Consider the following 24,066-nt stretch of genomic DNA (forward strand, 5'->3'; position numbering starts at 1 on the left):
AGTCACATCGATGCTTGATACCGGTGACAACGTTCCCGCCGACCTGCCGTTGAAGCTGTCCAACGACCAGACCGTGAGCCTTGCCGAGTATCAGGGCCAGTGGCTGGTGTTGTACTTCTACCCCAAGGACAGCACCCCCGGCTGCACCACCGAGGGCAACGACTTCACCGCACTGCTGCCGGAATTCGCCAAGCTCGGCGCGACCGTGCTCGGAGTGTCGCGCGATACGGTGAAGTCGCACCAGAACTTCCGTGCCAAGCAGGGTTTCACGTTCGACCTGGTCAGCGACCAGGACGAGGCCGTGTGCAACGCGTTCGGCGTGATCCGGGAAAAGAACATGTACGGGCGCAAGGTGATGGGGATCGTGCGCAGCACCTACCTGATCGACCCGGAGGGCGTCATCGCCCGGTCATGGCAACCGGTCAAGGTACCGGGCCACGCCGCGGCCGTACTCGACGAGCTCAAGGCTGCCGTCACCCGGTGACCCGTCCCGCTTCATGCTACGTCGCCACCCCGCCTCGCGGGCGTGTGCCGTCATTACTTCCCACCCGGAGCTCGCGATGACAAAAGGCAAGCGGATCTACGTGCTCGACACGAACGTGCTGATGCATGACCCGACCGCGCTGTTCAAGTTCGAGGAACACGACGTCTACCTTCCGATGCAGGTCATCGAGGAGCTCGACAACGGCAAGAAGGGCACCACCGACGCCAGCCGCAACGCGCGCCAGGTAAGCCGCTTCCTCAACGAGTTGATCGAAGCCGAAGGCAGCGACAGGATTGCGTCCGGGATCCCGCTGGTACAGCCGCACGGCTTGAAGCTGCGTGACGCCGGCAACATCGGATGCCTGCGCTTCCAGACCGATAATTTCGATGCCGGCAAACGTTTCGGCGCGGTAGTACCCGACAACGCGATCCTCGGCGCGATCCTGGCGTTGACCGAGGCCGAGCCGGAAGCGTCGGTGGTGTTCGTTTCCAAGGACATCAACCTGCGGATCAAGTCCGCCATTGCCGGCATCATCTCGGAGGACTACGAGAACGACCGCGCGCTGGATGACTTCAGCCTGCTTTACACCGGCGCAACCGAGCTGCCGGAGGATTTCTGGAAGCGCTACGGCAAGGATCTGCGATCCTGGACCGACGGCGGCCGCACCTATTACGAGATATCCCGGGTGGACGGTGATGACTGGTATCCCAACCAGTTCCTGCATCTGCCGGGCAACGACGAGGCCGAACTCAAGGTCACCGGCGTCGACGAGAACAAGGTTGTGCTGCGGATCGTGGATGATTTCCGCCACGGCCAGCACGCGGTATGGGGAATCACCGCGCGCAACCGCGAGCAGAACTTCGCGCTCAACGCGCTGATGGATCCGGAGATCGACTTCGTGACCTTGCTGGGCACCGCCGGTACCGGCAAGACCCTGCTCGCACTCGCCGCCGGGCTGGCCCAGACAATGGACCAGCAACGCTACCGGGAGATCATCATGACCCGCGCAACGGTGAGCGTCGGCGATGACATCGGCTTCCTGCCCGGTACCGAGGAGGAGAAGATGACGCCCTGGATGGGCGCGCTGACCGACAACCTCGAAGTGCTCACGCACAACCAGGAAGGCGGCAGCTGGGGGCGTGCGGCGACCAACGACCTGCTTGCCAGCCGGATCAAGATCCGCTCGTTGAATTTCATGCGGGGGCGCACTTTCCTGAGCCGGTGGCTGATCCTGGATGAGGCGCAGAACCTGACCCCCAAGCAGATGAAGACCCTGATCACCCGCGCCGGCCCGGGCACCAAGATCATCTGCCTGGGCAACGTCGAACAGATCGACACGCCTTACCTGACCGAAACCACCTCAGGCCTCACCTACGCGGTGGATCGCTTCAAGCACTGGCCGCACAGCGCCCACGTCACCTTGCGCCGGGGCGAGCGTTCGCGGCTGGCCGACTATGCCTCCGAGGTGATGTAGCCCGGTGGCAAGTCGATTTGCCACGTGGGTCTGGGTCGGCGCGGCGGCCCTGGCCTGCGTGGCGGGCATCGTCAACGTGATCGGCTTCCTGGGCTACCAGCAGCAAGCCATCACCCACCTCACCGGCAACACCTCGTTGCTGGGTGCGGCACTGGTCGCCGGCGACACCCTGGCCACCACCCACCTGGCCGGCATGATCGTCGCCTATGTAGTGGGTGCGATGTTGAGTGGCCTGATCGTCCAGGACAGCACCCTGCAGTTGGGGCGGCGCTACGGCGTGGTGTTGACGATCGAGTCGGTCATGTTGCTTGCGGCGATCCCGCTGTTCCGCCAGCAACACCTGGCTGGCCCCCTGCTGGCCGCCATGGCCTGCGGCCTGCAGAACGCGATGACGACTACCTACAGCGGCGCGCTCATCCGGACCAGTCATCTGAGCGGGATGTTTACCGACCTGGGAATCATGCTCGGCCATGCCATTCGCGGGCTCGCGCTGGGTCGACGGCGGCTGGCGTTGTGCGTGCTGATCATCGGCTTTTTCTTCATCGGCGGCTTGCTGGGCGCATGGTTGTTCGCACGATTCGACTATGGCGCGCTGTATTTGCCGGTGATCCTGACCGGTTGCACCGGCGTGGCGTATGCCATCTACCGGCATACCCATCCCCCCGCGGCGCTGTAGCGACCAGGCGCACCATCCCCGCACCCGGCCGCGTGCGGCAGAATCCGCGACAATGGCGCCATGACCATCGACCAAGACCTTCGCCCGACCTGCGTACTCACGATCGCCGGCTCCGACTCCGGCGGCGGCGCCGGCATCCAGGCGGACCTGAAGACCTTCGCCGCACACCGCGTCCACGGCCTGAGCGCGATCGCTGCGCTGACGGCGCAACACACCCGCGGAGTGACCGCGGTACACGTCCCCGACACCGGCTTCCTGCGTGCCCAGATCGATGCCTGCTTTGATGACTTCCGCATCGGCGTGGTCAAACTGGGAATGTTGGCCAACGCAGAAGTCATCCACGCGGTCACCGATGCGCTGGAGCACTACCGCCCACGGCACATCGTGCTGGACCCGGTGATGGTCGCCACCTCCGGCGCACGTCTGTTGGAGCCCGCCGCCCTGGACGCGCTGCATAACCGGCTGATGCCGATCGCCAGCCTGATCACTCCAAACCTGCCCGAGGCGGAGCTGCTGCTCGGCCACCCGATTACCACCCTGGAAGCCATGCGGGCGGCCTGCGACGAGTTGTTGTCCACCGGAGCAAACGCGGTATTGCTCAAGGGCGGACATCTGGACGACGGCGGCGATGTCATCGACCTGCTTGCCGCCAACGACACCATCACCCCGATCCGGCACCCGCGCCTGACGCTCGAAGCCCATGGCACCGGCTGCACGCTCGCCTCTGCGATCGCCGCCAACCTCGCCCTGGGCAAGACCCTGGTCCAGGCGTGCATCGATGCATCGGACTACGTGCATCTCGCGCTGCGCGGCGGGTACCGGCCGGGGCACAGCGATATCGTGGTGCTGGATCACTTCACCGCGACCGTATTCAATCGCGCCGATGCTGGCGGTGGACATTGATGCAGGCGCTGGAACTGCCAGTCCAGACCGATGATGGCCACCGCTGGAACCTGCTGGCGCGCATCCCCGACGACCCGGTCGCCAGCCTGTTATGGCTGCCGGCACTGGGCGTGGCCACGCGCCATTACCTGCCGTTGGCCGAAGCCCTGGCCACGCGCGGCATCGCGGTATTCCTGCACGAGTGGCGTGGCCACGGCAGCAGCAACCGGCGCGCCGGAAACAAGTGTGATTGGGGCTATCGGGAGTTGCTCGATAGCGACCTGCCCGCCAGTGAGGCTGCGTTGATGAAACTCGTGGCGACCGGGTTGCCGGCGATCATCGGCGGGCACAGCCTCGGTGGTCAACTCGCCAGTTGCCGGATCGCGATGACGCCGGACGTCAAGCGCCAACTATGGCTGGTTGCCAGCGGCGCACCGTACTGGCGGGCATTCCCGCCGCCCACGCGTTGGTGGTTGCCGCTGGCCTACCGCTTCCTGCCATGGCTGGCAGACCGGTGCGGTGCCCTGCCCGGTCGCCGCATCGGTTTTGGCGGCCTGGAAGCCCGAGGCGTAATCGCAGACTGGTCGCGGTCCGCACTCAGCGGACGTTATGCTGCTTGCGGCCTGGACATTGACCTGGAGACGGCACTGGCCATCTCCACGCCACGAATCCGCGCGGTGGTGTTGACGCACGACTGGCTGGCCCCGTGCACGTCACTGCGTTTCCTGCTGTCGAAGATGCCGCAGGCCGACGCGACGGTCGACAAACTTGGCGAGCAGGCGCTCGGAGTTGCCGCGGACCATTTTCAGTGGATGAAGCAGCCCGGCGCGGTTGCGTCCGCATTGCTCGACTGACCGACGTGTCCGCCCGCAACCGGCGTGGCGACCCACATCCGACCCCGGAAACTCAGCGCAACGATGCCACCTCGACCGGACGTGGCGTCCCCATTGCGGGGTGTGCAACCACGAGCCGTTCCGTGTGGGCTACCGCATCACTGTCCGCATAGCCGTCCGGGTTCATCCATTGCCAGCGCCAGGCGTCCTGGCACATCGCGTCGACGCCGAGTTCGGCGCGCCAACCCAACAACTGCCGAGCCAGGCCCGGATCCGCATACACCTCGGCCACGTCTCCGATTCGCCGATCAACGATCTGGTAAGGAACCCGCTTGCCCGATGCACGCTCGAATGCCTTGACCAGCTGCAGGACACTGATGCCGTGGCCGGTGCCGAGGTTGATGGTCGCGCTGCGGTCCTCGCGGACCATGAATTCCAGCGCATCGGCGTGGGCACGGGCCAGGTCCATGACATGGATGTAGTCGCGTACGCCGGTGCCATCGATGGTCGGCCAGTCGCCACCGTATACCGCCAGTTGCTTGCGTCGACCGACTGCGACCTGCGAGATATAGGGCATCAGGTTGTTTGGCACGCCGCCGGGATCCTCGCCCATCAGGCCCGAGGGATGGGCTCCGACGGGATTGAAGTAGCGCAGGTTGACCGCGCGGAAGCTCGAATCGCGTTCGCACAAGTCCTCGATCAACTGCTCCATCACCAACTTGCTGCGGCCATACGGGTTGGTCACCCGCAGCGGCGCGTCCTCACGGACCGGCACCGACTCGGGGTCGCCGTAGACCGTCGCCGATGAGCTGAACACCAGGCGGCCGACGCCGGCATCCCGCATCGCCTGCAACAGGTGGATCGTGCCGCAGATGTTGTTGTCGAAGTAATCCAGCGGCCGCTCGCAGGACTCCCCCACGGCCTTGAGCGCGGCAAAGTGGACGACTGCGTCGAAACGGTGGGTGGCAAACAGCCCGGCGACGGCCTCGCGTTGGCGCAGGTCGACCCGGTGGCAGGCCGGAGCACTGCCGACGATGGTGCCCAAACGTCCCAGCACCCGGGGCGAGCTGTTGATGAAACTGTCGGCGACCACCAACTCGTGGCCGCGACCGATGAGGACGGCGCAGGTGTGGCTTCCGATATACCCGGCGCCGCCGCAGACGAGGATCCGCATCTGGACTTCCTGGAGCTAGTGGCAGGTATCGGGAGTAACGCGAATCCCGGGAAATAGCGGCTACCGGCGACGCCGCCACAGTCCAGCGGCCCCTGAACACGACTGCCGCGCGAAAACCGGTGACCTGCCCGGCGCCTGATTGGCGTTGTTGCTTGATAACCGGATCTTTTGGAAACGTACATGCAGATCGTTCGACATTTCCTTGTCCTGCTGCTGGTCGCGGTGTTGTCCGCCTGCGCCTCGGGAGGCGGCAACCCCACTCCACCGCCCGACCGCACCCAGGCCGCCGTGGATGACTATCTGATCGGCGTGGATGACATCGTCCAGGTCACGGTCTGGCGCAATCCCGAGCTCGGCATTACCGCGCCGGTGCGCCCGGATGGCAAGATCTCGGTGCCGTTGGTCGGCGACGTTCGCGCTGGTGGGCGGACCCCGTCGGACGTGGCGGCGGACATCGAGGAAAAACTCGCCGCCTACGTGCGCACACCGCAAGTGGCGGTGATCCTGACCGACCTGCGTAGCCACGAATACCTTTCACGGGTACGCGTGACTGGCGCGGTGCGCCAACCGGTCTCCATTCCCTACCGTCAAGGCATGACCGTGCTGGACGCCGTGCTTGCCGCCGGTGGCACCACCGAATTCGCCGCCTCCGACCGTGCCGAGCTGTACCGGCGCAACAGCGACGACACCAGCATCGCCTATGACGTGAACCTTGATCGCATCCTCAACCGTGGCGACCTGACGACCAACTACCGGGTGGCCCCCGGCGACATCATCACCGTGCCGGAGCGGGTGTTCTGATGACCACCCGCGCACTCTCCGGGCCCGGACGCCCGCCAACCGTACGCAAGCCAGGCGATCTCACGCCCGGCGAACTGCTTCCGATCCTGCTCAAGGAGGCGCGCAAGCGTCTGCTACTGCTGGTTTCCATTTTCGCCGCGGTCGCGCTGCTGACCCTGGTGGTCGGGCTTTTCGTGATCCCCAGGAACTATTCGGCGTCGGTCACCATCCTGGCCAAGGACAGCGACATCATCCAACCGCTGCTGGAGGGACGCGCGGTGTCGACCGGCGTTGCGGATCGTGCCGGGATGGCACGCCAGATCCTTTTCAGCCGCAAGATCCTGGAACAGATCCTGGATGTCGGCAACTGGAACCAGGCCAATCCCAGTCCGGTAGAGCAGGAGCGCCTGATGGAGGAGATCCGCAAGCGCACCCTGATCGGAAGCCCGCGTCCCGACCTGGTCGAGGTCACCTATCAGGATTCCGACCCACAGCGCGCGTTCGAGGTAACCGAGGCGTTCGGCTCGATGCTGATTACCGAGGCACTCGCCACCAAAGCGCGCGAGAGCCGGGATGCTTACGAATTCATCAACAACCAGGTCCAGGACTACCACGCCAAGCTCACCGGCGCGGAAGACAACCTGCAGCAGTACCGGTCGCGGAACGTCGACGCGCAACCTGGCAGCGCGACTGACGTCAACGCGCGAATTGTCTCGCTGCGCACCCAACTGGAACAGACCCGTATGGCCCTGCAGGAGCAGGAGTCGCTGGAGGCGTCGCTGGTCTCGCAACTGTCGGGCGAGTCCGCCGTCACCCCCGGACAAACCCGTGCAAACCTGCTGCGCAGCCAGTTCATTGAACTGCAAGCCGAGCGCGATCGACTCATGCTGAGCTTCACCGAGCAGCATCCCGACGTCGTTCGCGTCACCCACCAGATGGACGACATCCGGCGCAACCTGGAGCACGAGCAGATGCGCGTGGATCCCCCGATACCGGGCATCGAGTCCGCGGAAGCCCAGGCCAACCCGCTTTATCAGGAACTGCGCAGCCAGTTGGCACAGGCACGTCGCGAAGGTGCCGCGGCCAGCTCACGCCTGACCGCGGCCCAATCCATGCTCGCCGAAGAACTGGACCGCAGCCGTCGCATTGCCGCCTCCGAGGGTGCCTTGGCCGAGCTGACCCGTGATTACGAAGTCAACCGCGAGATCTACCAGGATCTGTTGCGTCGACGTGAGAACGCCCGCGTGTCCATGGGCCTGGACGAGGCCAACCGCGGCTTGACCCTGAAGGTCCAGGATCCGGCGATCATGCCATTGCGGCCATCAGGCATGCGGCTCATGCATATCGCCGCCGCTGGCCTGCTGCTGGCCATCGCCCTGCCCATCGGTCTGGTCTTTCTGCTCGCACGCTTCGACCCGCGCATTCGCTCCGCGCACCTGATCGAGAAGTACAGCCGTTACCCACTGCTGACCGCCATCCCGGCGTACCCGACACCTCGCGAGCGGCGCCATGATTTCTACGGCCAATTTGGCAGCGTGACCATGATCCTGATCGTGGTGCTCGCCTATGTCGCCACCTATGCCTTCAAGATGAGCAACGGATGAGATCGCAATGAACTTCATCGATACTCCGGAACTGCCTGTGAAACGACGCGAGGAGCTCGTATCTGCCCGCGATGGCGACGACGAGTTGCACTCGCTCACCCGAGTCGCCGAGGTACAACCCCTCAGCGTCAGGTCGCTGGAAGATCGCAGGCTGATCCATCGCCAGGATTCGATCCGGGTCCAGGCGGACGCCTTCCGCGATCTGCGAACGCGCCTGCTGACATTGGGTGGCAACCAGAGCTTCGTCACCCTGGTGGTGCCTGTAGGCCGCTGCAGCGGCGGCAGTTTCGTGGCACGCAACCTGGCGCTGGCATTCGCGTTCGACGAGGCCAAGACCGCTCTTCTTGTTGATTGCGACGCTCTGCATCCGAGCCAGCACACCGCTCTTGGCGTGAGCGCCGCCAGCGGGGGGCTGATGGACTACCTCCAGGACAGCGCCACCGAGCTGTCGCAGATCCAGTACCCGACCGGGATCCCGCGTTTGCACCTGATCCCGAACGGCGGTACACACGAGATTTCAGGCGAGTATTTCACCTCCCATCGCGCACGCACGCTGATCGACTCGTTGCGTAGCAGCGGCCCCAATCGCTACATCATCCTGGATGGCCCTTCGGTCCTGAACTCCCCGGATGCACGGATCCTGTCCGAGCTTGCCGACCTGGTGGTACTGGTCGCGGGATACGGCAAGGTCACCATCAGCAACATCGAGGAGGCAGCCGCAAATTTCGACCCGGCCAAGCTCGCCGGGATTGTATTCAATGATCTGCCGTGACGGCTCGGCCGGGGAGCACAGGATGCGGATCCGGGTGATCGCCGCGGCCCTGGTGGCGATAATCTCTGGCAACGCTTATGCCGCACGCGTCGACTACGCCATCGACGCTGGCATCGAGCACGACGACAACGTGCGCCTGGACGCAGTGAACCCGGTCGAGCAGCAAATCTGGCGCACCGGAATCGGCTTCCGGGCCACGGAGGATACGTCGACGATCCAGGCGAGCCTCGACGGTCGTGTCGACTACCGCATGTTCCAGGACCATGCTTATTCCGACAGCGTGGAAGGGATACTGGCGGGCCGCTTGAACTGGCTGATGATCCCGGACCGCCTGAGCTTCACCATTGAGGACAGCCTTGAGCTGCAGCCGATCGACCGCTTCGCCACCGACGCGCCCGACAACCGCCAGCAAGTCAACATCCTGTCGCTGGGTCCGACCCTGATGTTCAACATCGGCCCGACGATGCGGGGCCAGCTTGAAGCGCGTTACATCGATACCGACGCGGAAGTCACCCCCCAGTTCAACTCACAGCGCTGGGGCCTGGCGCTGCGCGCTGCCAAGGACCTTGGTCCGGCCAGTACGTTGTCATTCAACGCCCAGACGCAGGATGTCGACTTCGACGACGACCTTGCTGCCCTGGACCACAGGCGAAACGACCTGTATGTCCGTTATGAGCGTGTCTTTCCGAGCGTCGAGCTGGGTCTGGACCTGGGCTACTCACGCCTGGACTATCAACACACCGGCCACCGCTCCAACCCCCTGGCTCGCGGTGAACTCACCTGGCACCCGAGCGAGCGCAGCAGCTTCACCTTGTTTGCCGCCGACCAGTTTACCGACGCCGCCACGGCCGCCATCGGTGATATCGGCGGTGGGACAACCATTCCGGACCGTGTGCTGATCAACGGTGACACGATTACCGCGGCGGTCTACCGGCAACAACGCATCGCGTTGGGTTATGCCTACGATGGCACCCGTGCCACGTTCCTCATCGAGCCCTACGCGGAGCGAATCACCTACCCCGACGCGCTGAACTATGACGAAGACAACCGCGGCGTCATGATCGGCGTCGACTATCGCTTCCGCCCCACGCTGACGCTGTCGTCCTACGTGAATTTCGAGCGTGTCGACTATGGTCAGATCGACCGTATCGACGACACCCGCCATCTTTCACTGACCCTGGACAAACAGTGGTCGCGGCACTGGAGCACGGCCCTCAGCTATTACCGCTACGAGCGAAATAGCCCGGTGGAGACCGCCGACGCGGAGCAGAACGTCTGGTACCTGAGGGTCATCTACCGCAACCGGTAGGTGGGCTCCCTCGATGCCACGCCACAGCTGCCTGCAGGATGGAATAACATGAAATCGCTTGCCTCGTTTCGCCACTGGGTCAGGAAGTCTCCACACCCGGCAGCGGCAACACTTCGGACGCTGCGTCGACGCGCACATCGCATCACCCTGCCCGCTCCACGGGTGCTGGTGCGACCGTATCTGTGGCTGTTCCTGATGCTGCGCGGCGGCGTGTTTTTCCTGCGACGCGTACTTGTCGCAGAGCCATTGTTGAAGGCCTATTGCACGCGCGTGGGCAAGGGTGTCACCGCGGGAATATTCGTGCCCTGGGTGCAGGGCAGCGGGGAGCTGGTGTTGGGCGATCATGTCCACGTCAGCGGGAAGCTGGGCATCCATTTCGCAGCCAGTTTCGTTGAGCTGCCGCGGCTGGTGATCGGTGACCACACCGACCTGTCACACGACGTCCTGTTCGTGGTCGGCCGCGAGATCCGGCTCGGCTCACACGTGCAGGTTGCCGGCGGCGTCACCTTCCGGGACTCCGGTGGCCATCCGTCCGACCCGGGTCAACGCAAGGCCGGCGATGGGCCCAGCTTCGACGACGTCAAGCCGATCAGGGTCCACGACAACGTCTGGATTGGCACCGGCGTGCTGGTGATGCCAGGCACAGAGATTGGCGAGGGCAGCATCGTGTCGGCGCAATCGGTGGTCTCGGGTGTCATCCACCCGTACACGGTGGTCGCCGGCAATCCGGCCCGGCGCATCGCGACGCTGGCGCCGCCGCCCGGGCGGGAGCATCTGGTACCCGCGACCGCGCCGACAAAGCCCACAGCGGCTACCGGCCGTGCGGCGGCGCCAGCGGCGCCGTTGTGCCGGCCGTCAGCGCAATCGTCGTAGCGCGCCACCCACGCTGCCACTCGCTCCTCAGACCAGCGCCTCTACTACGTCGGGATGCCCCAGGAACGCACGTGGGCTGGCACTGCGTCCGTATGCGCCGGACTGGAACACCACCACCAGATCACCCACCTGCGCAACGGCGAGGTCCATGCGATCGGCAAGCAGGTCCAGCGGCGTACATAGCGGGCCAACCACGCTGGCGATTTCACGCTCGCCAGCCTGCCCCTTGATCGAAACGGGGTTGATCGAGACGGGATAGTTCCTTCGCAACACCTGGCCAAAGTTGCCTGACGCCGCAAGATGGTGGTGCATGCCACCATCGACCACCAGGAACACCTGGCCACGCGAGATCTTGCGGTCAACCACGCGGGTAACGTACAGCCCGGCTTCGCCGACCAGGTAACGGCCCAACTCAATGACCAGGTGAGCGCCAGGCATGTCGGCTTCCGCGCGCGCACCCAGTGTTGCCAGGTTATCGATCACCGGCGCCAGATCCAGTGGAGATTCGCCGGCGGTATAGGGAATGCCGAAGCCGCCTCCCAGGTTCAGGCTGCGCACGGGTGCCGGTAGCAAGTCCTGCCATTCCAGAGCCTGCTCATAGCTACGCAGTTGGGCCTCGACGATGGCCGCCTGGCGCAGGTTCTGCGAGCCGGCAAACATGTGAAAACCTTCGAACGCCAGTCCGGCGGTGGCAATCTCGGCCAGCAGCTCCGGCACCAGCTCCGCATCAACCCCGAACTGGCGCGCACCGCCGCTCATCTTCATGCCGGAGGCCTTGAGCTCGAACGGCAGGTTGACCCGCACCGCGACGCGTGCCGGTCGTCCATCGGCCTCACTGGCACGCGCCAGTATCCCGACCTCACGGAATGACTCGATATTGACCAGGATGCCGGCCGCATGCGCCTGCAACAACTCGCGATCGGACTTGCCTGGCCCGGCGAAACTGATGTGCTGCGCGGACATGCCCGAATCCAGCGCCACCCGCAGCTCGCCGGCGGAGGCCACATCAATACCATCGACCAGACCCGCCATATGGCACACCAGCGCCGGCATCGGGTTGGCCTTCATCGCATAGTGCAGCTGCACCTGCGGGGGCAGCAACGCCCGCAGCCCGTTTGCTCGCTCGCTCAAACGCGTCCGGTCATACAGATAGCACGGCGTTCCGCCGACCGCTGCCACCACCCGTGACAGCGGCTGGCCACCGGCAAGCACCAGCTCCCCGGCGCTGTCCCGAGGCCATTCGTCCGCGGGGTCGGGTTTCCTGGAAGCGCCGGTCACGCGGACACGGCCTTGCCGGCCAGGGCGGCATGGAAGTCGAGCAGTTGGGAGATATTGTGATGCCACTGCCGGTTGGCCGCGACGTAGGCACGCGCATTCGCACCGACACGCGTCAACCCGGCGGCGTCACGGCTCTGCACCAGCACCCGTTCAACGGCCGCGTCGAGATCACCCGCATTGAACATCCAACCCGTCTTGTCTTCGACCAGCACCTCACGGATAGGCGCGAAGTCCGGGGCTACCGGCGGCACGCCGCAAGCCATGAACTCGAACAACTTGACCGGCGAGGTGTAGTCACCAGCGCTGGGCAGGATGGCCATGTCCATCGCCGCGAGCAGACCCGGCACCTCGTCATGCGGGACCCGGCCAGTCAGTACCACCTGCGATCCAAGCGCGTGCGAATCGACAAATTCCTTGAGCGCGGGATAGGTCGCACCATCACCCACCAGCAGCAGCTTCAGGCTCGGCGCCTCGGCAAGGCGGCCGGCAATACGGTGCACGAAGGCATCGATCGCATGCCACGGCACGAATGCCCCCAGGTAACCGCAGACCGTGTGCCCCTCCAGTCCCAGTCGCTTGCGCGCCTCGTCCCGCTGGGTCGCGGTGAAGGTGAACTTGTCGATGTTGGCCGCATTCGGGGTCACGATGGCCGGCGCAATCTCACCGTGTGCCGCCTGGGCGCGGTCACGGAAAATGCCCGATACGAACACCAATCCCGATGCATTGCGCAACACCCAGCGTTCGACGGCGGTGGCGAGTTTCTGGAAAAACAGTGGACGGACCCGCACCGCCGTCGCCGAATCGTTGACCTCCAGGATGATCGGGATCCCGCGTTTGCGGGCGATCCGTATCGACTCGAACATGAACAACGAGTAGCGCTCGTAGATGAAGTCCACATCGGGGTTGCGGCGCAGCCACGCACGGATCCGCCACCCGGCCACCAGGTTGTAAGCAATCTCGACCAGCTCGAACAACGGCTCCGGCAAGTGGGTCACCGCGCCCATCCAGGGCTTGCCCTGGCGTGTCGGCGACATGGCCTTGGGTGACGAGTACGGATCGGCGCCCGGCAGCGAGATGATGTCGACTTCAACCCCCTGCGCGCGCAAGGCATCGGTGATGCCGCGAATGTGCACGCCCTCCACGGCCTTGCCCTGGGTGCGATGGTGGTAGAGCACGCGGCGTACGCGCGGCTGCCTGTCCCCGTCCGGCATGATCATCTCCTGCTGGTCAACTTGTTGGCTCTTGCCCAATGCGTCATTCATGCGTCCGGCTGCCCGGCATCTGTCGCCCGCGCATTCGCCAGCGACCTGCCAAATGTGTTTTTCTTCATCAACCTCGCGGTCAGGCGCTCACCGGACATCCGCGCGCCATGGCGCCGGATGTCAACCCAGTGAAGCCTGCGCGCGTCGCTGGCCAGGCGGCGCTTGTACTCCTGGGCACCGGCGAGGAAGTCGAACTGATCCCATCCCTCGGCCAGCGCCTGCTCGATCGTTGCGTGCAATGCAGCCAGCCCGGGACGGTCGTGCTTGGGCAGCGCGCCGTAGTTCAGGCCGCTGTTGTAGTAATAAATCCGATCACGCCAAGCGAGGTTGTAGACATAACCAACGATGAGCGGTCCGGCGCTGACGCGGGTCAACCGGGTGAAACCAGTGCCCGTGCCAGCGCCCACCAGGGCGCGATGGAACTGGCAGAAGAACGCGCTTGAGAACGAACCCGGCTTGCCCCGGGTGTTCCAGTATCGGGTGTGCAGATCGGCGAGTTCATCGAGCCAGGCCAGGGCGGTATTCGCATCCCCCGCGACCTGTGCACACAACTCGCCATGTGCGTGGTAACCCCGCCGGGTCTGGTTGAGCGACCCGCGGGTACTGGCGCCGAGACTGGCGTGATAGCTGCGCTGCGACGCCCGCAGCGCAGCCAGGTCAACGAAGTACGATGGGCGTGCGTCGACACTTGCCGCATCCAGGCCGGCCGGCAGCGCAGACAGGATGGCGTCGGCTTGGGCGGTGGCACTGATCCTCAACCGACGCCAGCTCCCACCCAGGCGCTCGATGGACTCGAACAGCGTCGCATACCCGAGGGCTTCGGCGCCGGCGCGCACCAGCAGGCCGGCGTACTCGATGGTGACCTGATCAACCTGGGCATCGCCGGTCTCCTGCAGCAACAACGAGTGGCTGCCAAACAAGCGACCCACGCCGCGCTCGGGCGCCTTCACCAACAAGCACAGCGCAAACACCCCGGTCTCGTCGGAGGCCCGGAACACCAGTGGGCGGCAGGTGCCTGGCAGCATCGCGAGCCACGTCGATACCCACGCCCAGGAGGTAAAGGGGGAAGCGTCGCACTGGGACTCCAAACGCATCCAATCGACGGCGAGCCCCGGATACCGGTCCACGTCGAGTAATTCACCACGCACCGCCGACGCAGTGGCGACGCTTGCCCGGGCAGGTGCTACACGACGGCTGGCAATCAACATGTCCATGCTCTGGCGATACTCCTAACCATCCAGGTCGATATTGGTGAAATGCAGATCGGGCGGCCCACCTGCACGCAAGCCCTGGTTCAACCAGCAACCAAAGATCTGTTGCCGCCCGCGCTCGACAAACCCCACCGATCGCCACGAACTGATCGAAGTGTCCGGGCCACAGATATGGATACTGATCGCCGAATATCCGTCACGCCGCGCTTGGCGAACCAGCGACTCCACCAATGCCCGCGTCGGCGTCCCGCCGGGTTCCGCCGACCAGAAGTCCTGCACATCCAGGATATGCGGCCACTGGGGATCCACGTCACAGGCGAACCAGGCGCGTGCCTCGCCGCTTACGGCATCACTGACCACAAGGTAACGCGTGATGGGATCGGCCGACTGGTCAAACCGCCAGCCCAGCATCCGGGCATCGCGCGTGGCCGTCAGCGCCGTACCGGGCCCGGAGGTCGCCCAGATCTGGTCCATGCGTCCGTCCACGACCTTTACCCATTCGGTCTCGTGGGTCGACCCCGGCGACACCCCGCGGAACCGATCGCCCACATCGGCGATCCAACCGACAATGCGCGCCACGGGAGCCAGCAGGGCCGGCAACCGGCGCGCCAGATAGAAACCATGCCGCACCAGCTTTATATGCCGCTCCATCACGCCGACCGGCTTCAGCCCCGCCCGCCTCAGCGCGGCATCGGCGCCTTCACTGTTTCGCGGCAGTCCATATATGAAGTCGAAGCGCCCTGCTCCCACGGCAAGCAGTTCATCGAGCAGCATCAAGGCCGGGCCCAGCGAGCGGTGCTCCGGATCGATGGCCAGATGGGACACCACGCCTACGCGGACCTCGTCGCCACCCAGGCTCATCAGCCGTGGCGCCAAAGCCGCCACGCCTACCCGGCGACCGCTGGATCCATCAACGATGAAGCGCAGCGCGGGCACGCCAAACGGCGAGCGGGTGAACAGCGCGTCAAAGCGTTCCCCCTGCAGCTCGTCGCAACCACTGAGGTTGCCGCGCCAGGCCTGGATCGTCGCGCTGCGGGCATCATCGGCGCTGTCGGCAGCACATATCGAGTACGCCGGGGGCGCAACGGCGCACTCAACGCCCATGTCCTTGCTCCACGTCCATGGCGCCAACCAGCACCGGCGGCTCATGCAGGTAGCGGGTCGTGCGGCGCTTGTTGTCGATGTCGGCGTAAATCGACTCCGCCCGTGCCACGTCGATGTCCAGCGCACGCCCCAGTTCACCGGCCGGATAGCCATGGTCGCGCGCCCAAAGCGCTAGATCCATTTCCCGGTAGGGCAACGCGAAATAGAACTCGTCCTGTCCCTGCGCGAGGCTGTAGGTGTCGGTCGTCGGCACCACGTCGCAGACCCGCTCTGGCAGGCCGAGATGCCGCGCCATCGCGTAGACCTGGGTCTTGTACAAGTGGGCAATCGGCTTGATGTCCGCGGAGCCATCGCCGTTTTTCACGAAGAAGCCCTGGTCGTACTCCAGATGGTTGGGGGTGCCGACCACGGCATAATTGAGCCGGTCCGCGTGGTAGTACTCCAGGGTCTTGCGGATGCGTTGCTTGAAGTTGGTCGCCGCAACAATCTGCAGGTATTCCGAGAGGCCGAGCGCACACTCATGTATCGTCCCGTCCGGTGCCTCGGCGACCAGCTTGAAGATGTTGACGCGGCCCTCGACTCCGCCATCGATCACGATCTTGAAGCGCCAGCCATCCGCATAGGCGGGCAGTGCACGACGCACCGCGGCATCGCGCTCGGCGTAACAGCCGATGGCCTCCAGCGCCGGGGCAATATCCACCGTCAATGCGCGGATGCCCAGATGCCCGGCAAGGATGCCGGCCCGGACGGCGCTGTCGTCATGGGAGTCACGCTCCGGCAGGATCAACGCAAACACGCGTTCCGGTCCAAGCGCACGCACCGCCAGCGCCGCGCAGCACGACGAGTCGATGCCACCGGAAATCGCCACCACCAGCCCACGTTTGTGCAACACGCCAGCGGTAACCTCACGCACGCGGGCGGCGATACGCGCCGCTTCGCGCTCCAGGTCGATCTTGAGCACATCGAAAGTCAGCGGTTTCACGGAACCTCCTGCACGGCGGACGACACAGCTGATGTCGGCCCCGTCCATGACCGCTCGGCCAATGAGGGATCGACCAGTACGGCGCGCCGGACCTTGCCGGAAGCAGTCCTTGGCAATGCCGGTACAAACTCCACGTGCCGGGGAACCTTGTAGGTCGCCAGGCGCTGGCGGCAATGGCCACGGACCAGGTCGGCATCCACCCGCGCGCCGTCACCGACCACGATGAAGGCCTTGATGACCTGTCCCAGCGTTGGCTCATCGACGCCGACGACCGCGGCATCAACGACCCCGGGCAACTCGCACACGACTTCTTCCACATCCAGCGGGTGCACGCGGTGCGCCCCGGTCTTGATCATGTCGCTGCGTCGCCCGTCCAGGTACAGATAGCCCTCGTCATCGATATGCCCCATGTCACCGGTGCGCAGCCAACCGTCGCGCAGTACCCGTGCGGTGGCGACCGGGTCGTTCCAGTAGCCGGCCATGACGTTGTCGCCGCGCGCCCAGACTTCACCTGCGGCACCCGGCGGCAGCGTCCGGCCGGCGTCGTCACGCACTTCAACCTGCACACCGGGGATCGCTTTGCCGGCTGATCCGGGCTTGTCATCCAGACGCTCTGGCGGTAGCCATGCCAGACGTGCGGTGGCCTCGGTCTGGCCATACATCACGAACAATCGCGCCTGCGGGATAGCCTCGCGCACCTGCTTGATGAGCGCCGGATGCATTGCCCCGCCGGCCTGGGTGAGATACCGCAATGAGGACAGGTCGTGCTCGGCAAGGGGCACCCGTTCAAGCAGCAACGAGAATGTCGATGGGACGCCGGAAAATCCGGTGACCCGCTCACGCTCGATGGTTTCCACGACCACGACCGGGAACACCAGGTTCGGCTCAAGTACCACGCGACCGCCGACCGCCAGATGCGTGTGCAGCACCGATGCGCCATAGGAGTAATAGAACGGCAGTACCGTGACCGTGCTGTCGCGTCGGGTCAGCTCCAGATAGCTGACGATGGCGCCGGTATTGGCGGCCACGTTCGCGTGGGTCAGGGTCACCCCCTTGGGTGAGCCGGTAGTGCCGGACGTGTACAGGATGGTCGCAACCGGTTCGACAATGTGTGCGGTCGACAGCGCTGGTGCAGATTCAAGCACCTGCTGCCAAACGATGCCGCCGGCCGGTACTTCTCCCGCGCCCAATACGATGCGCAATGGCGCAGAGCCGACCGCAGCCAGCGCCGCATCGACTTCCTTGTTTCCGGCCTCGTGAACCAGCACCTTCGGCCGGGCATGACGGAGCCAGGCGCCCAGTTCGTGTCCTCGGGCCTGCACATTCAGCGGCACCGCCACACAGCCGCCCAACCAACTGCCGTAGCAGGCGATGACGGCTTCGGTGCAGTTGGGCAGCGCCATGGCGATACGCTCGCCGGCGCCCAGTCCGCGCGCCCGCAGCCATCCGGCGAAACGCTTCGCACCATCCGCCAGTTCCCCGTAGGTCACCCGGCGCTCGCCATCCACGATCGCAACCCGGTGCGGGTCGGATCGGGCGGTGGCAAGCAAGCGTGAGGCAAGCGGTTGCATCGTGTGACTCACGCCGCCATCTTTCGGGACAGGAACGCACTGATGGTGTCGAGCGAATCAAAGTTTGCCGGGACCATCTCCGCAGGCTGGACGCGGATGCCGTAGGTCGTCTCCATGAACTCGATAAGCTCGAGGATCCCGGTCGAATCCACGATTCCACCACGGATCAGTGACGTGTCATCGGCAAGGGCGCTGGTGTCCTCGGTAAACAGGAAGTTGCCGAGGATGAAGGGCTTGATCGTACTCTTGAAGTCCATTGCAGTCGGTGGCTCGCAGCATCAGGTACAAAGTAGAACGACATCCGCTGCGGCAACCGGCCGACACTCGTATTTGCAGCCGTTTGGGTTTGCCGCCGCTCGAGCGCGTCGCTCAGGGGCCGCGGCCGGCCAGTACCTGCTCGCAAGCGGCCAGGGTGTCAGTGGCGACGTCATCCCAGCCACGTCGCATCGACACTGCCATTGCCGCGCGATCCCAGTCGCTTGCCAATGCCGTGTCCAACGCCCGTTCCAGCGCCGCCGGATCGCGGGGCGGCACCAGGATGCCACTGCGCGGGTTGACGATCTCCCCCGCGCCACCGACATCACTCACCACCACCGGGCATCCACACGCAATGGCTTCGACCACCACGTTGGGGTAGCCCTCCGACCAACTCGGCAGCGTCAGCACGTCGGAGGCGCCGATCCACTCCGCGACGCCGGTCGGCTCCATGCTGCCCGGCAGGTACACGCGCGACTCCAGTGCATGGCCACGGATCAGCTCCGGCAGCTGTGTCCGCATCACACCGTCGCCGACCAGCGCCAGGCGCACGCGCGGATCGCGCCCGGCGATGGCGGCGAATGCCTGCAACAGCTCGATGAGGCCCTTGGATTCGACGAACCTCCCCACATAGGTGACCAGCCGCGCGTCAGGCTCGATTCCCAGGCGCGTGCGCATGGTGCTGCGGTCACGGGGATGAAACACCTGGGTATCGATGCCGTTGACGATCGTGCGCACCTTGGAGCCCGGCGCGCCAAAGGTGTCGATGGCAGCGGCGCGCATGGCCTGGCTGACGGTGAGCACCGCGTCCGCGCCGGCGAGCACCTTGCGTGTCAGGTAGGCGTTGACACCCGATCGCACGTGGATATCCGAGCCACGCGCGCCGACGATGCAAGGCACACCCAACCGTCGCGCTGCGTGGAGCGCCGCGTAGCCATCGGGATATACCCAGTACGCGAGTACCACGTCAGGCCGGAATGCACGCAGCCGCGGGGTCAGCGCATGGGCACCGACAACGCCATTGGTGGCTCGCGAAAGCCCGGGCACCCCCGGGTAGGTATAGGGTTCCAGCTCAATGCCATCGAGCTGGTAGTCCGCGCCAACCTCGCCATGCAGGAAGCTGCGCGGTGCCAGCCCGGGCAAGCGCAGATAGCGCACCTGTGGCAGGAACACCCGCACCGTGGCCAGCCGGGCCAGCGCGCGCGCGGTCTCGTGAATGTAGCGGCCCCGGGTCTTGTCATGGGGTACCGGCAGTATCGGCGTCACCAGGGCGATGCGAAGCGTGGACGGCTTGTCGCGGGATGCCGCTGCCTCAGGCACTCGCTGTGCGCTGGTCATGACATTGCCAGCAGTATCTTGAGCATCACGTAGAACCCCACGACCGCGACGCAGCCCAGCAGCAACCAGCGAAGCAGGTCCTGGCTGAGGTGGAATGGCCGGATGTCCGGGAACCGCTCCCGTACGCCGGTGAAATGCGCCACGACCAGCGCGGCCAGCAGGTACGGCAGCATGACGTAGCTGCGGCTGAGGAAGAACGCGGTGGCGGCATACCCCACCAGCGACACCAGCAACGTCATTGCAATCGTGCGGTCGCGCTGCCACTCGAGCGCGTCCTCATCGTCTACCAACTCGGGTACGTGACGCAGGATCCGAACCATCATCCAGAAGCAGTAGCCCATGAAGGCAAACCAGATGATGAAACCGATGAACCCGTTCTCGGCCAGCACCAGAATGAGCGAGTTGTGTGCAGTGAGCGCGTTGAAATCGGTAAACCGACCCGTGCCGACACCGATCACGGGGTTGGCAATGAACATCTGCATCCCTTCGTACCACGCTTCCACGCGACCGCTCGCGGATTGCTCCTGAACGTCGAGCTGATCCAGTCGTGACGGCAGCAGTTTCAACAGCGTCAGGCAGACCGCGGCCAGCACCAACGCGGTGACCGGCCCGCGTCGCTGCCACAGGTAGGCCCCGCTCATCACTACCAGCGCGAGCAACGAGCCACGCGAGTTGGTGAGATAGATTCCGTACAGCAGCAAGCCCGCGGCCGTCATCCAGACCAGTCGCCGCAAACCCAACAATCCGCCACGGCCGCCGAGATAGACGGCCATGGGCATGCAGATCACAAACAGCATGCCCAGATCATTGGGGTCGCTGAAGATACCGACGTACTGGATGCGGCCGTCATCGACCAGCGGCATCCCGGTCCAGCCCAGCCCGGTCGCGGACTGCTTGATGCCATGTATTGCCAGCAGCACGGCGCAGGCCGTAAACACACCAATGACGAACACCACCCGTTTGCGGGTCAGGGTTGTGTTGGCAAGCAGGACGAACGCGACCAGCGTCGGGGCGAACACGTTGAAATGCTCCACCGCGCCGCCGGTCCAGCCGTTGATGGCAACCGACAGGCTGGTGACCACCAGCAGCAGCGCCAGCAGCACGTACTGGGGTTCGTCAAAACGCTTGTCACTGGACGGCAGCCATGCCAGCAGCGCCGTCACCAACGCGATCGGCAGGAACGGAATGCCCGTCTGCGCCCATTGCGGATACTCCTGGGGACGTACCAGCACGAGCACCAGGTAAGCCACGATGAAAATGAAAGGAACCAATGTCAGGCGTCTCCCGCAGAACCATCCGCCCGTACTCCACGGGCTCGCGCCGAATCGGGCCGCGCCGCACGCGATACCTCCATCGACACGCAGGGACAACGCAAGCGACTGCCGCGCGGGGTCACCACAGATGCAGCGTCCGCCGGCGAACGAATGCCACGGTCGCCTGCGCGGAATACAGGTTCATGTGAACGAAGGCAACCAGCAGCCTGACCGGCCACATCGACGCCAGTCGCGGTACCGCCGGAGCCGCCGCCACTACCACCGCAACCAGCGCCGCGGCGACCAGGCATGCCCGATAGAACGGATGCTGCGAAGCCAGCGCAGCAACCGCAACCAGCATCAACAACAGCGCCCACGGCGCCACCAGGCGCAGCAGCTTATGGCAACTGAAACGGAACCAGATCGGGTTCTGCAGCGGGTTGGCCAGCCATGGCGCCAGTTGTACCAGTTGCAGGTTGCCAGCGAGCGTGCGGACCTTGCGCCGTCGCTCGTCTGCAACCGAGTCCGAGGCGTGGTCCCAGGCCCGCGCGCCCGGCTCGAACACCACCCGCCGGCGTTGCCGGACCACCTGCATCGGAACCAGCACATCGTCCAGCACCGTGCCCTCGGGCAACGGGACGAAAAGCTCCCTGCGCACCGCGTACAGCGCGCCACTCACTCCCACCACCGAACCGGCCTGGCTTTCCGCATGCCGAATGGCCTTTTCATAGCGCCAGTAGGCATCCACGCTGGCGGCAAACCCGGTGCCGGGGTGCTCGAAACGCAACTCCCCGCCCACGGCACCCACCATGGGATCGGCCAGACAGGCCACCAGTGCCCGCAGTGCCAGCAGTTCGATGCGTTGGCGCACGTCGACCATCAGCAGGATGTCCCCACTCGCCGCCGCGACGGCGTCGTTGAGACACGCCGCCTTGCCACGGCGACGGCTGAACTCGAGCACCTGCACGCGCCGGGCGTCCATGGCGCGGCAGGCATCGGCCGTCCGGTCCGTGCAGCCATCGCAGACCACCACGACATCCAGCAATGCCGAGGGATAATCCAGCGACAGCAGGTTCTCCAGCTTGGCACGCACCCGTTTTTCACCGTCATACACACAAACAATGGCGGTGACAGTCGGGGTGATGGGCGATCTCGCCACCGGCTGGGGCCGGAGTTTTGCCAGCACATGCACCCACGCGGGATATCCGACATAGGTGAACGTGATCAGCGCCGCGCAGCCCCAGAAGACGATGCTCATCGCTTCCGGCTCCCGTCAATGCCCATTCGGCAACCCCTGCGCCCAGCGCCCAATGGGCCCCGCCAGGCGGGCGTGCAGACGCGGGTACTGCGCCAGGAACCCAAGCAGTTGCGCCGCATCGGGCGCCCGCCACGCCCCGAAAACAACACTGCCGGAAACAAAAACAACGGCGTACAGGACACTTGCCACCCAACCGATCCATTGCCCCGGCACCATGATCATCGGCACCGCAGCGACCATCGCGGCAACCACGGCGGCGAGCAGCAGTCGGGCCAGTTCGCGCCACGGCACATGCATGCGCATCATCCGGCTGATTCCGCAGGCAATGGCGATGAAGACGATGAGTCGTGAGCCGGCGTGTGCGATCACTGCGCCCATCAGCCCAAAACGGGGAATCAACCAGAAAGCCAGGGCAGCGGTGATGCCCAGCGACACGGCGACGAAGACGACGCGGATGCGTTGGTTGTCGGTGGTGGAAAGCAGTGCGTTGAGAGCGCCATCGGCGAGCGTCAGCCCGGCCACCGCAATCATGATCTGGAAGGGAAGGATCACTCCAGCGTAGGCATCTCCGTACAGGAGCGTGACCGCGGGTGCCGCCACCAACACGCCGATGCCGGCCAGCAATAGACCGATGAACGAGAAATAGCGCATCGCGCTGGCCATGATCAGCCCGGCGCGCTCGTCGCGTCCCTGTCCATACGCGTGCGCCATCATCGGCATCAGCACCGTCGACAAACCGGAGGACAACATCTCCATGCCCCCCTTGGTCAGCGCACCGGCAATCGCGAAATAGCCGACCGCCGCCGCGCCCACAAGATCGTTCAGCAGATAGGTCTCGATGGACTTGTTGTTGAATGCGTAGGCCAACGCGAGGATCAACGTCCAGAACAGATGGGGGCGCAACCGCGCCAGCAACTCGGGGGGCACCGGGGCCCGGGTGGGATGCAGGCCACGTGCACGCAGCCGTAGCCGTGACGACACCGCGTAGCCCACGCTGGTCGCCGCAAACAGCGCCATGTAACCGATAAGCCCGGCCCCCATCTGCATGAGTACCAGCACGGCGATGATGTTGATGATGCTCATCACCACGGCCGACAGCGCCTCGACCTCGTAACGGCCGTAGCCCTTGCCAACGGAGGCGTCGAACAGGAACAGCGCCTTCGGGATCGCTGCACACAATGTCAGTGCGACGAAGACCCATGCGTGTCCTTCCCAACCGTCCGGCATCGAGAATGGAAACAACGCCGCGAAGGCCACGGCAACCAACATCAGGCATGCGTATTGGCGGCGCCGTGCCCAGCCATGGACGGCGCGTGCCGACCCGGGTGACTGGCGCCCCAGGCTTTCGGAGACGAAGCGGATCGTCGAAGCATTCAAGCCGTTGTTGCCGATCATGATCAGCAGACCGGCCAACCAGACGACGTAGGCGTAGCGCCCAAAATCGTCGGGCCCCAGCACCCGTGCAACGATGATGCTGGCCAGCAGCCCCAGTGCGTAGGTGACATACGTTGACCCCATCACCATCATCGCACCGCGAATTGCGGCGAGACCGCTGAACTGCTGGTTTGTCTGCTTGTTTATGTGCTGGTGCGACAAGGGATGTGATCGCAATTCAAGCGGAGCCTACTGTGACAAACGCACGGCGACGCCCCCGCCGGCCACGCTCCCGTCGTGAAGGCACCGCAGGAACGCA

At 64.9% G+C, this 24,066-nt stretch carries 22 protein-coding genes; 10 read left to right on the top strand and 12 right to left on the bottom strand.

Features of this window, described 5'->3' with window-relative positions; translation table 11 throughout:
* The first annotated feature begins 10 nt into the window (after positions 1-10).
* From ACW7G1_RS10525 to ACW7G1_RS10545, 5 genes are all read left to right on the top strand, one after another.
* Positions 11-484, top strand: coding sequence for a peroxiredoxin (locus tag ACW7G1_RS10525; RefSeq protein ID WP_456979664.1), 474 nt, complete (start codon positions 11-13; stop codon positions 482-484).
* Positions 485-560: 76 nt separating this feature from the next.
* Positions 561-1,958, top strand: a complete 1,398-nt coding sequence (locus ACW7G1_RS10530) for a PhoH family protein (RefSeq protein WP_456979665.1) — start codon at positions 561-563, stop codon at positions 1,956-1,958.
* 4 nt (positions 1,959-1,962) lie between these two features.
* Complete coding sequence (locus ACW7G1_RS10535) at positions 1,963-2,634, top strand: YoaK family protein (RefSeq protein WP_456979666.1); 672 nt, start codon at positions 1,963-1,965, stop codon at positions 2,632-2,634.
* A 60-nt stretch (positions 2,635-2,694) separates the two neighbouring features.
* Entirely contained in the window at positions 2,695-3,537 is an 843-nt protein-coding gene (thiD, locus tag ACW7G1_RS10540; RefSeq protein ID WP_456979667.1) for a bifunctional hydroxymethylpyrimidine kinase/phosphomethylpyrimidine kinase, read from the top strand.
* Complete coding sequence (locus ACW7G1_RS10545) at positions 3,537-4,370, top strand: alpha/beta hydrolase family protein (RefSeq protein WP_456979668.1); 834 nt, start codon at positions 3,537-3,539, stop codon at positions 4,368-4,370. The genes thiD and ACW7G1_RS10545 overlap by 1 nt, the downstream gene beginning before the upstream one ends.
* 52 nt (positions 4,371-4,422) lie before the next feature.
* On the opposite strand, the gene galE is transcribed toward ACW7G1_RS10545, so the two are convergent.
* Positions 4,423-5,523: a UDP-glucose 4-epimerase GalE gene (gene galE / locus ACW7G1_RS10550; RefSeq protein ID WP_456979669.1), complete on the bottom strand. Its 1,101-nt coding sequence runs from the start codon at positions 5,521-5,523 to the stop codon at positions 4,423-4,425.
* Between the two features lie 180 nt (positions 5,524-5,703).
* On the opposite strand from galE, the gene ACW7G1_RS10555 reads away from it, so the two are divergent.
* From ACW7G1_RS10555 to ACW7G1_RS10575, 5 genes are read left to right on the top strand one after another with little or no spacing between them, the layout of a single operon-like run.
* Entirely contained in the window at positions 5,704-6,324 is a 621-nt protein-coding gene (locus tag ACW7G1_RS10555) for an XrtA/PEP-CTERM system exopolysaccharide export protein (RefSeq protein ID WP_456979670.1), read from the top strand.
* Positions 6,324-7,907: an XrtA system polysaccharide chain length determinant gene (locus tag ACW7G1_RS10560; protein ID WP_456979671.1), complete on the top strand. Its 1,584-nt coding sequence runs from the start codon at positions 6,324-6,326 to the stop codon at positions 7,905-7,907. Before ACW7G1_RS10555 ends, ACW7G1_RS10560 begins: the two co-directional genes overlap by 1 nt.
* Positions 7,908-7,914: 7 nt before the next feature.
* Positions 7,915-8,679, top strand: coding sequence for a polysaccharide biosynthesis protein (locus ACW7G1_RS10565; protein WP_456979672.1), 765 nt, complete (start codon positions 7,915-7,917; stop codon positions 8,677-8,679).
* Positions 8,666-9,988, top strand: a complete 1,323-nt coding sequence (locus tag ACW7G1_RS10570; protein WP_456979673.1) for a hypothetical protein — start codon at positions 8,666-8,668, stop codon at positions 9,986-9,988. Before ACW7G1_RS10565 ends, ACW7G1_RS10570 begins: the two co-directional genes overlap by 14 nt.
* A gap of 48 nt (positions 9,989-10,036) precedes the next feature.
* Positions 10,037-10,861 carry an acyltransferase gene (locus ACW7G1_RS10575; RefSeq protein ID WP_456979674.1) on the top strand — a complete coding sequence of 275 codons (825 nt, stop codon included), beginning with the start codon at positions 10,037-10,039 and terminating at the stop codon, positions 10,859-10,861.
* A gap of 27 nt (positions 10,862-10,888) precedes the next feature.
* Here the strand turns inward: ACW7G1_RS10575 and ACW7G1_RS10580 are convergent, their stop codons facing one another.
* The 11 genes from ACW7G1_RS10580 to ACW7G1_RS10630 form a co-directional block, all read right to left on the bottom strand.
* Positions 10,889-12,139 (bottom strand): pyridoxal-dependent decarboxylase, exosortase A system-associated, encoded by a 1,251-nt coding sequence (locus ACW7G1_RS10580; protein WP_456979675.1) that lies wholly within the window; start codon positions 12,137-12,139, stop codon positions 10,889-10,891.
* A complete protein-coding gene (locus tag ACW7G1_RS10585; protein ID WP_456979676.1) occupies positions 12,136-13,401 on the bottom strand; it encodes a glycosyltransferase family 4 protein in 1,266 nt (421 codons plus the stop codon). The genes ACW7G1_RS10580 and ACW7G1_RS10585 overlap by 4 nt, the downstream gene beginning before the upstream one ends.
* Complete coding sequence (locus ACW7G1_RS10590; protein WP_456979677.1) at positions 13,398-14,615, bottom strand: GNAT family N-acetyltransferase; 1,218 nt, start codon at positions 14,613-14,615, stop codon at positions 13,398-13,400. The genes ACW7G1_RS10585 and ACW7G1_RS10590 overlap by 4 nt, the downstream gene beginning before the upstream one ends.
* A gap of 15 nt (positions 14,616-14,630) precedes the next feature.
* Positions 14,631-15,716: a hypothetical protein gene (locus tag ACW7G1_RS10595; RefSeq protein ID WP_456979678.1), complete on the bottom strand. Its 1,086-nt coding sequence runs from the start codon at positions 15,714-15,716 to the stop codon at positions 14,631-14,633.
* Positions 15,706-16,698 carry an NAD(+) synthase gene (nadE, locus tag ACW7G1_RS10600; protein WP_456979679.1) on the bottom strand — a complete coding sequence of 331 codons (993 nt, stop codon included), beginning with the start codon at positions 16,696-16,698 and terminating at the stop codon, positions 15,706-15,708. The genes ACW7G1_RS10595 and nadE overlap by 11 nt, the downstream gene beginning before the upstream one ends.
* Positions 16,695-18,269: a class I adenylate-forming enzyme family protein gene (locus tag ACW7G1_RS10605; protein ID WP_456979680.1), complete on the bottom strand. Its 1,575-nt coding sequence runs from the start codon at positions 18,267-18,269 to the stop codon at positions 16,695-16,697. The genes nadE and ACW7G1_RS10605 overlap by 4 nt, the downstream gene beginning before the upstream one ends.
* A gap of 8 nt (positions 18,270-18,277) precedes the next feature.
* Entirely contained in the window at positions 18,278-18,526 is a 249-nt protein-coding gene (locus ACW7G1_RS10610) for an acyl carrier protein (RefSeq protein WP_456979681.1), read from the bottom strand.
* Between the two features lie 112 nt (positions 18,527-18,638).
* A complete protein-coding gene (locus tag ACW7G1_RS10615; RefSeq protein WP_456979682.1) occupies positions 18,639-19,862 on the bottom strand; it encodes a glycosyltransferase in 1,224 nt (407 codons plus the stop codon).
* Positions 19,859-21,133, bottom strand: a complete 1,275-nt coding sequence (locus ACW7G1_RS10620) for an O-antigen ligase family protein (protein WP_456979683.1) — start codon at positions 21,131-21,133, stop codon at positions 19,859-19,861. Before ACW7G1_RS10620 ends, ACW7G1_RS10615 begins: the two co-directional genes overlap by 4 nt.
* A 121-nt stretch (positions 21,134-21,254) precedes the next feature.
* A complete protein-coding gene (locus tag ACW7G1_RS10625; RefSeq protein WP_456979684.1) occupies positions 21,255-22,373 on the bottom strand; it encodes a glycosyltransferase family 2 protein in 1,119 nt (372 codons plus the stop codon).
* A 15-nt stretch (positions 22,374-22,388) separates the two neighbouring features.
* Positions 22,389-23,900 carry an oligosaccharide flippase family protein gene (locus ACW7G1_RS10630; RefSeq protein WP_456979902.1) on the bottom strand — a complete coding sequence of 504 codons (1,512 nt, stop codon included), beginning with the start codon at positions 23,898-23,900 and terminating at the stop codon, positions 22,389-22,391.
* Positions 23,901-24,066: the final 166 nt, after the last annotated feature.

Source organism: Lysobacter sp. A378 (assembly GCF_054052125.1).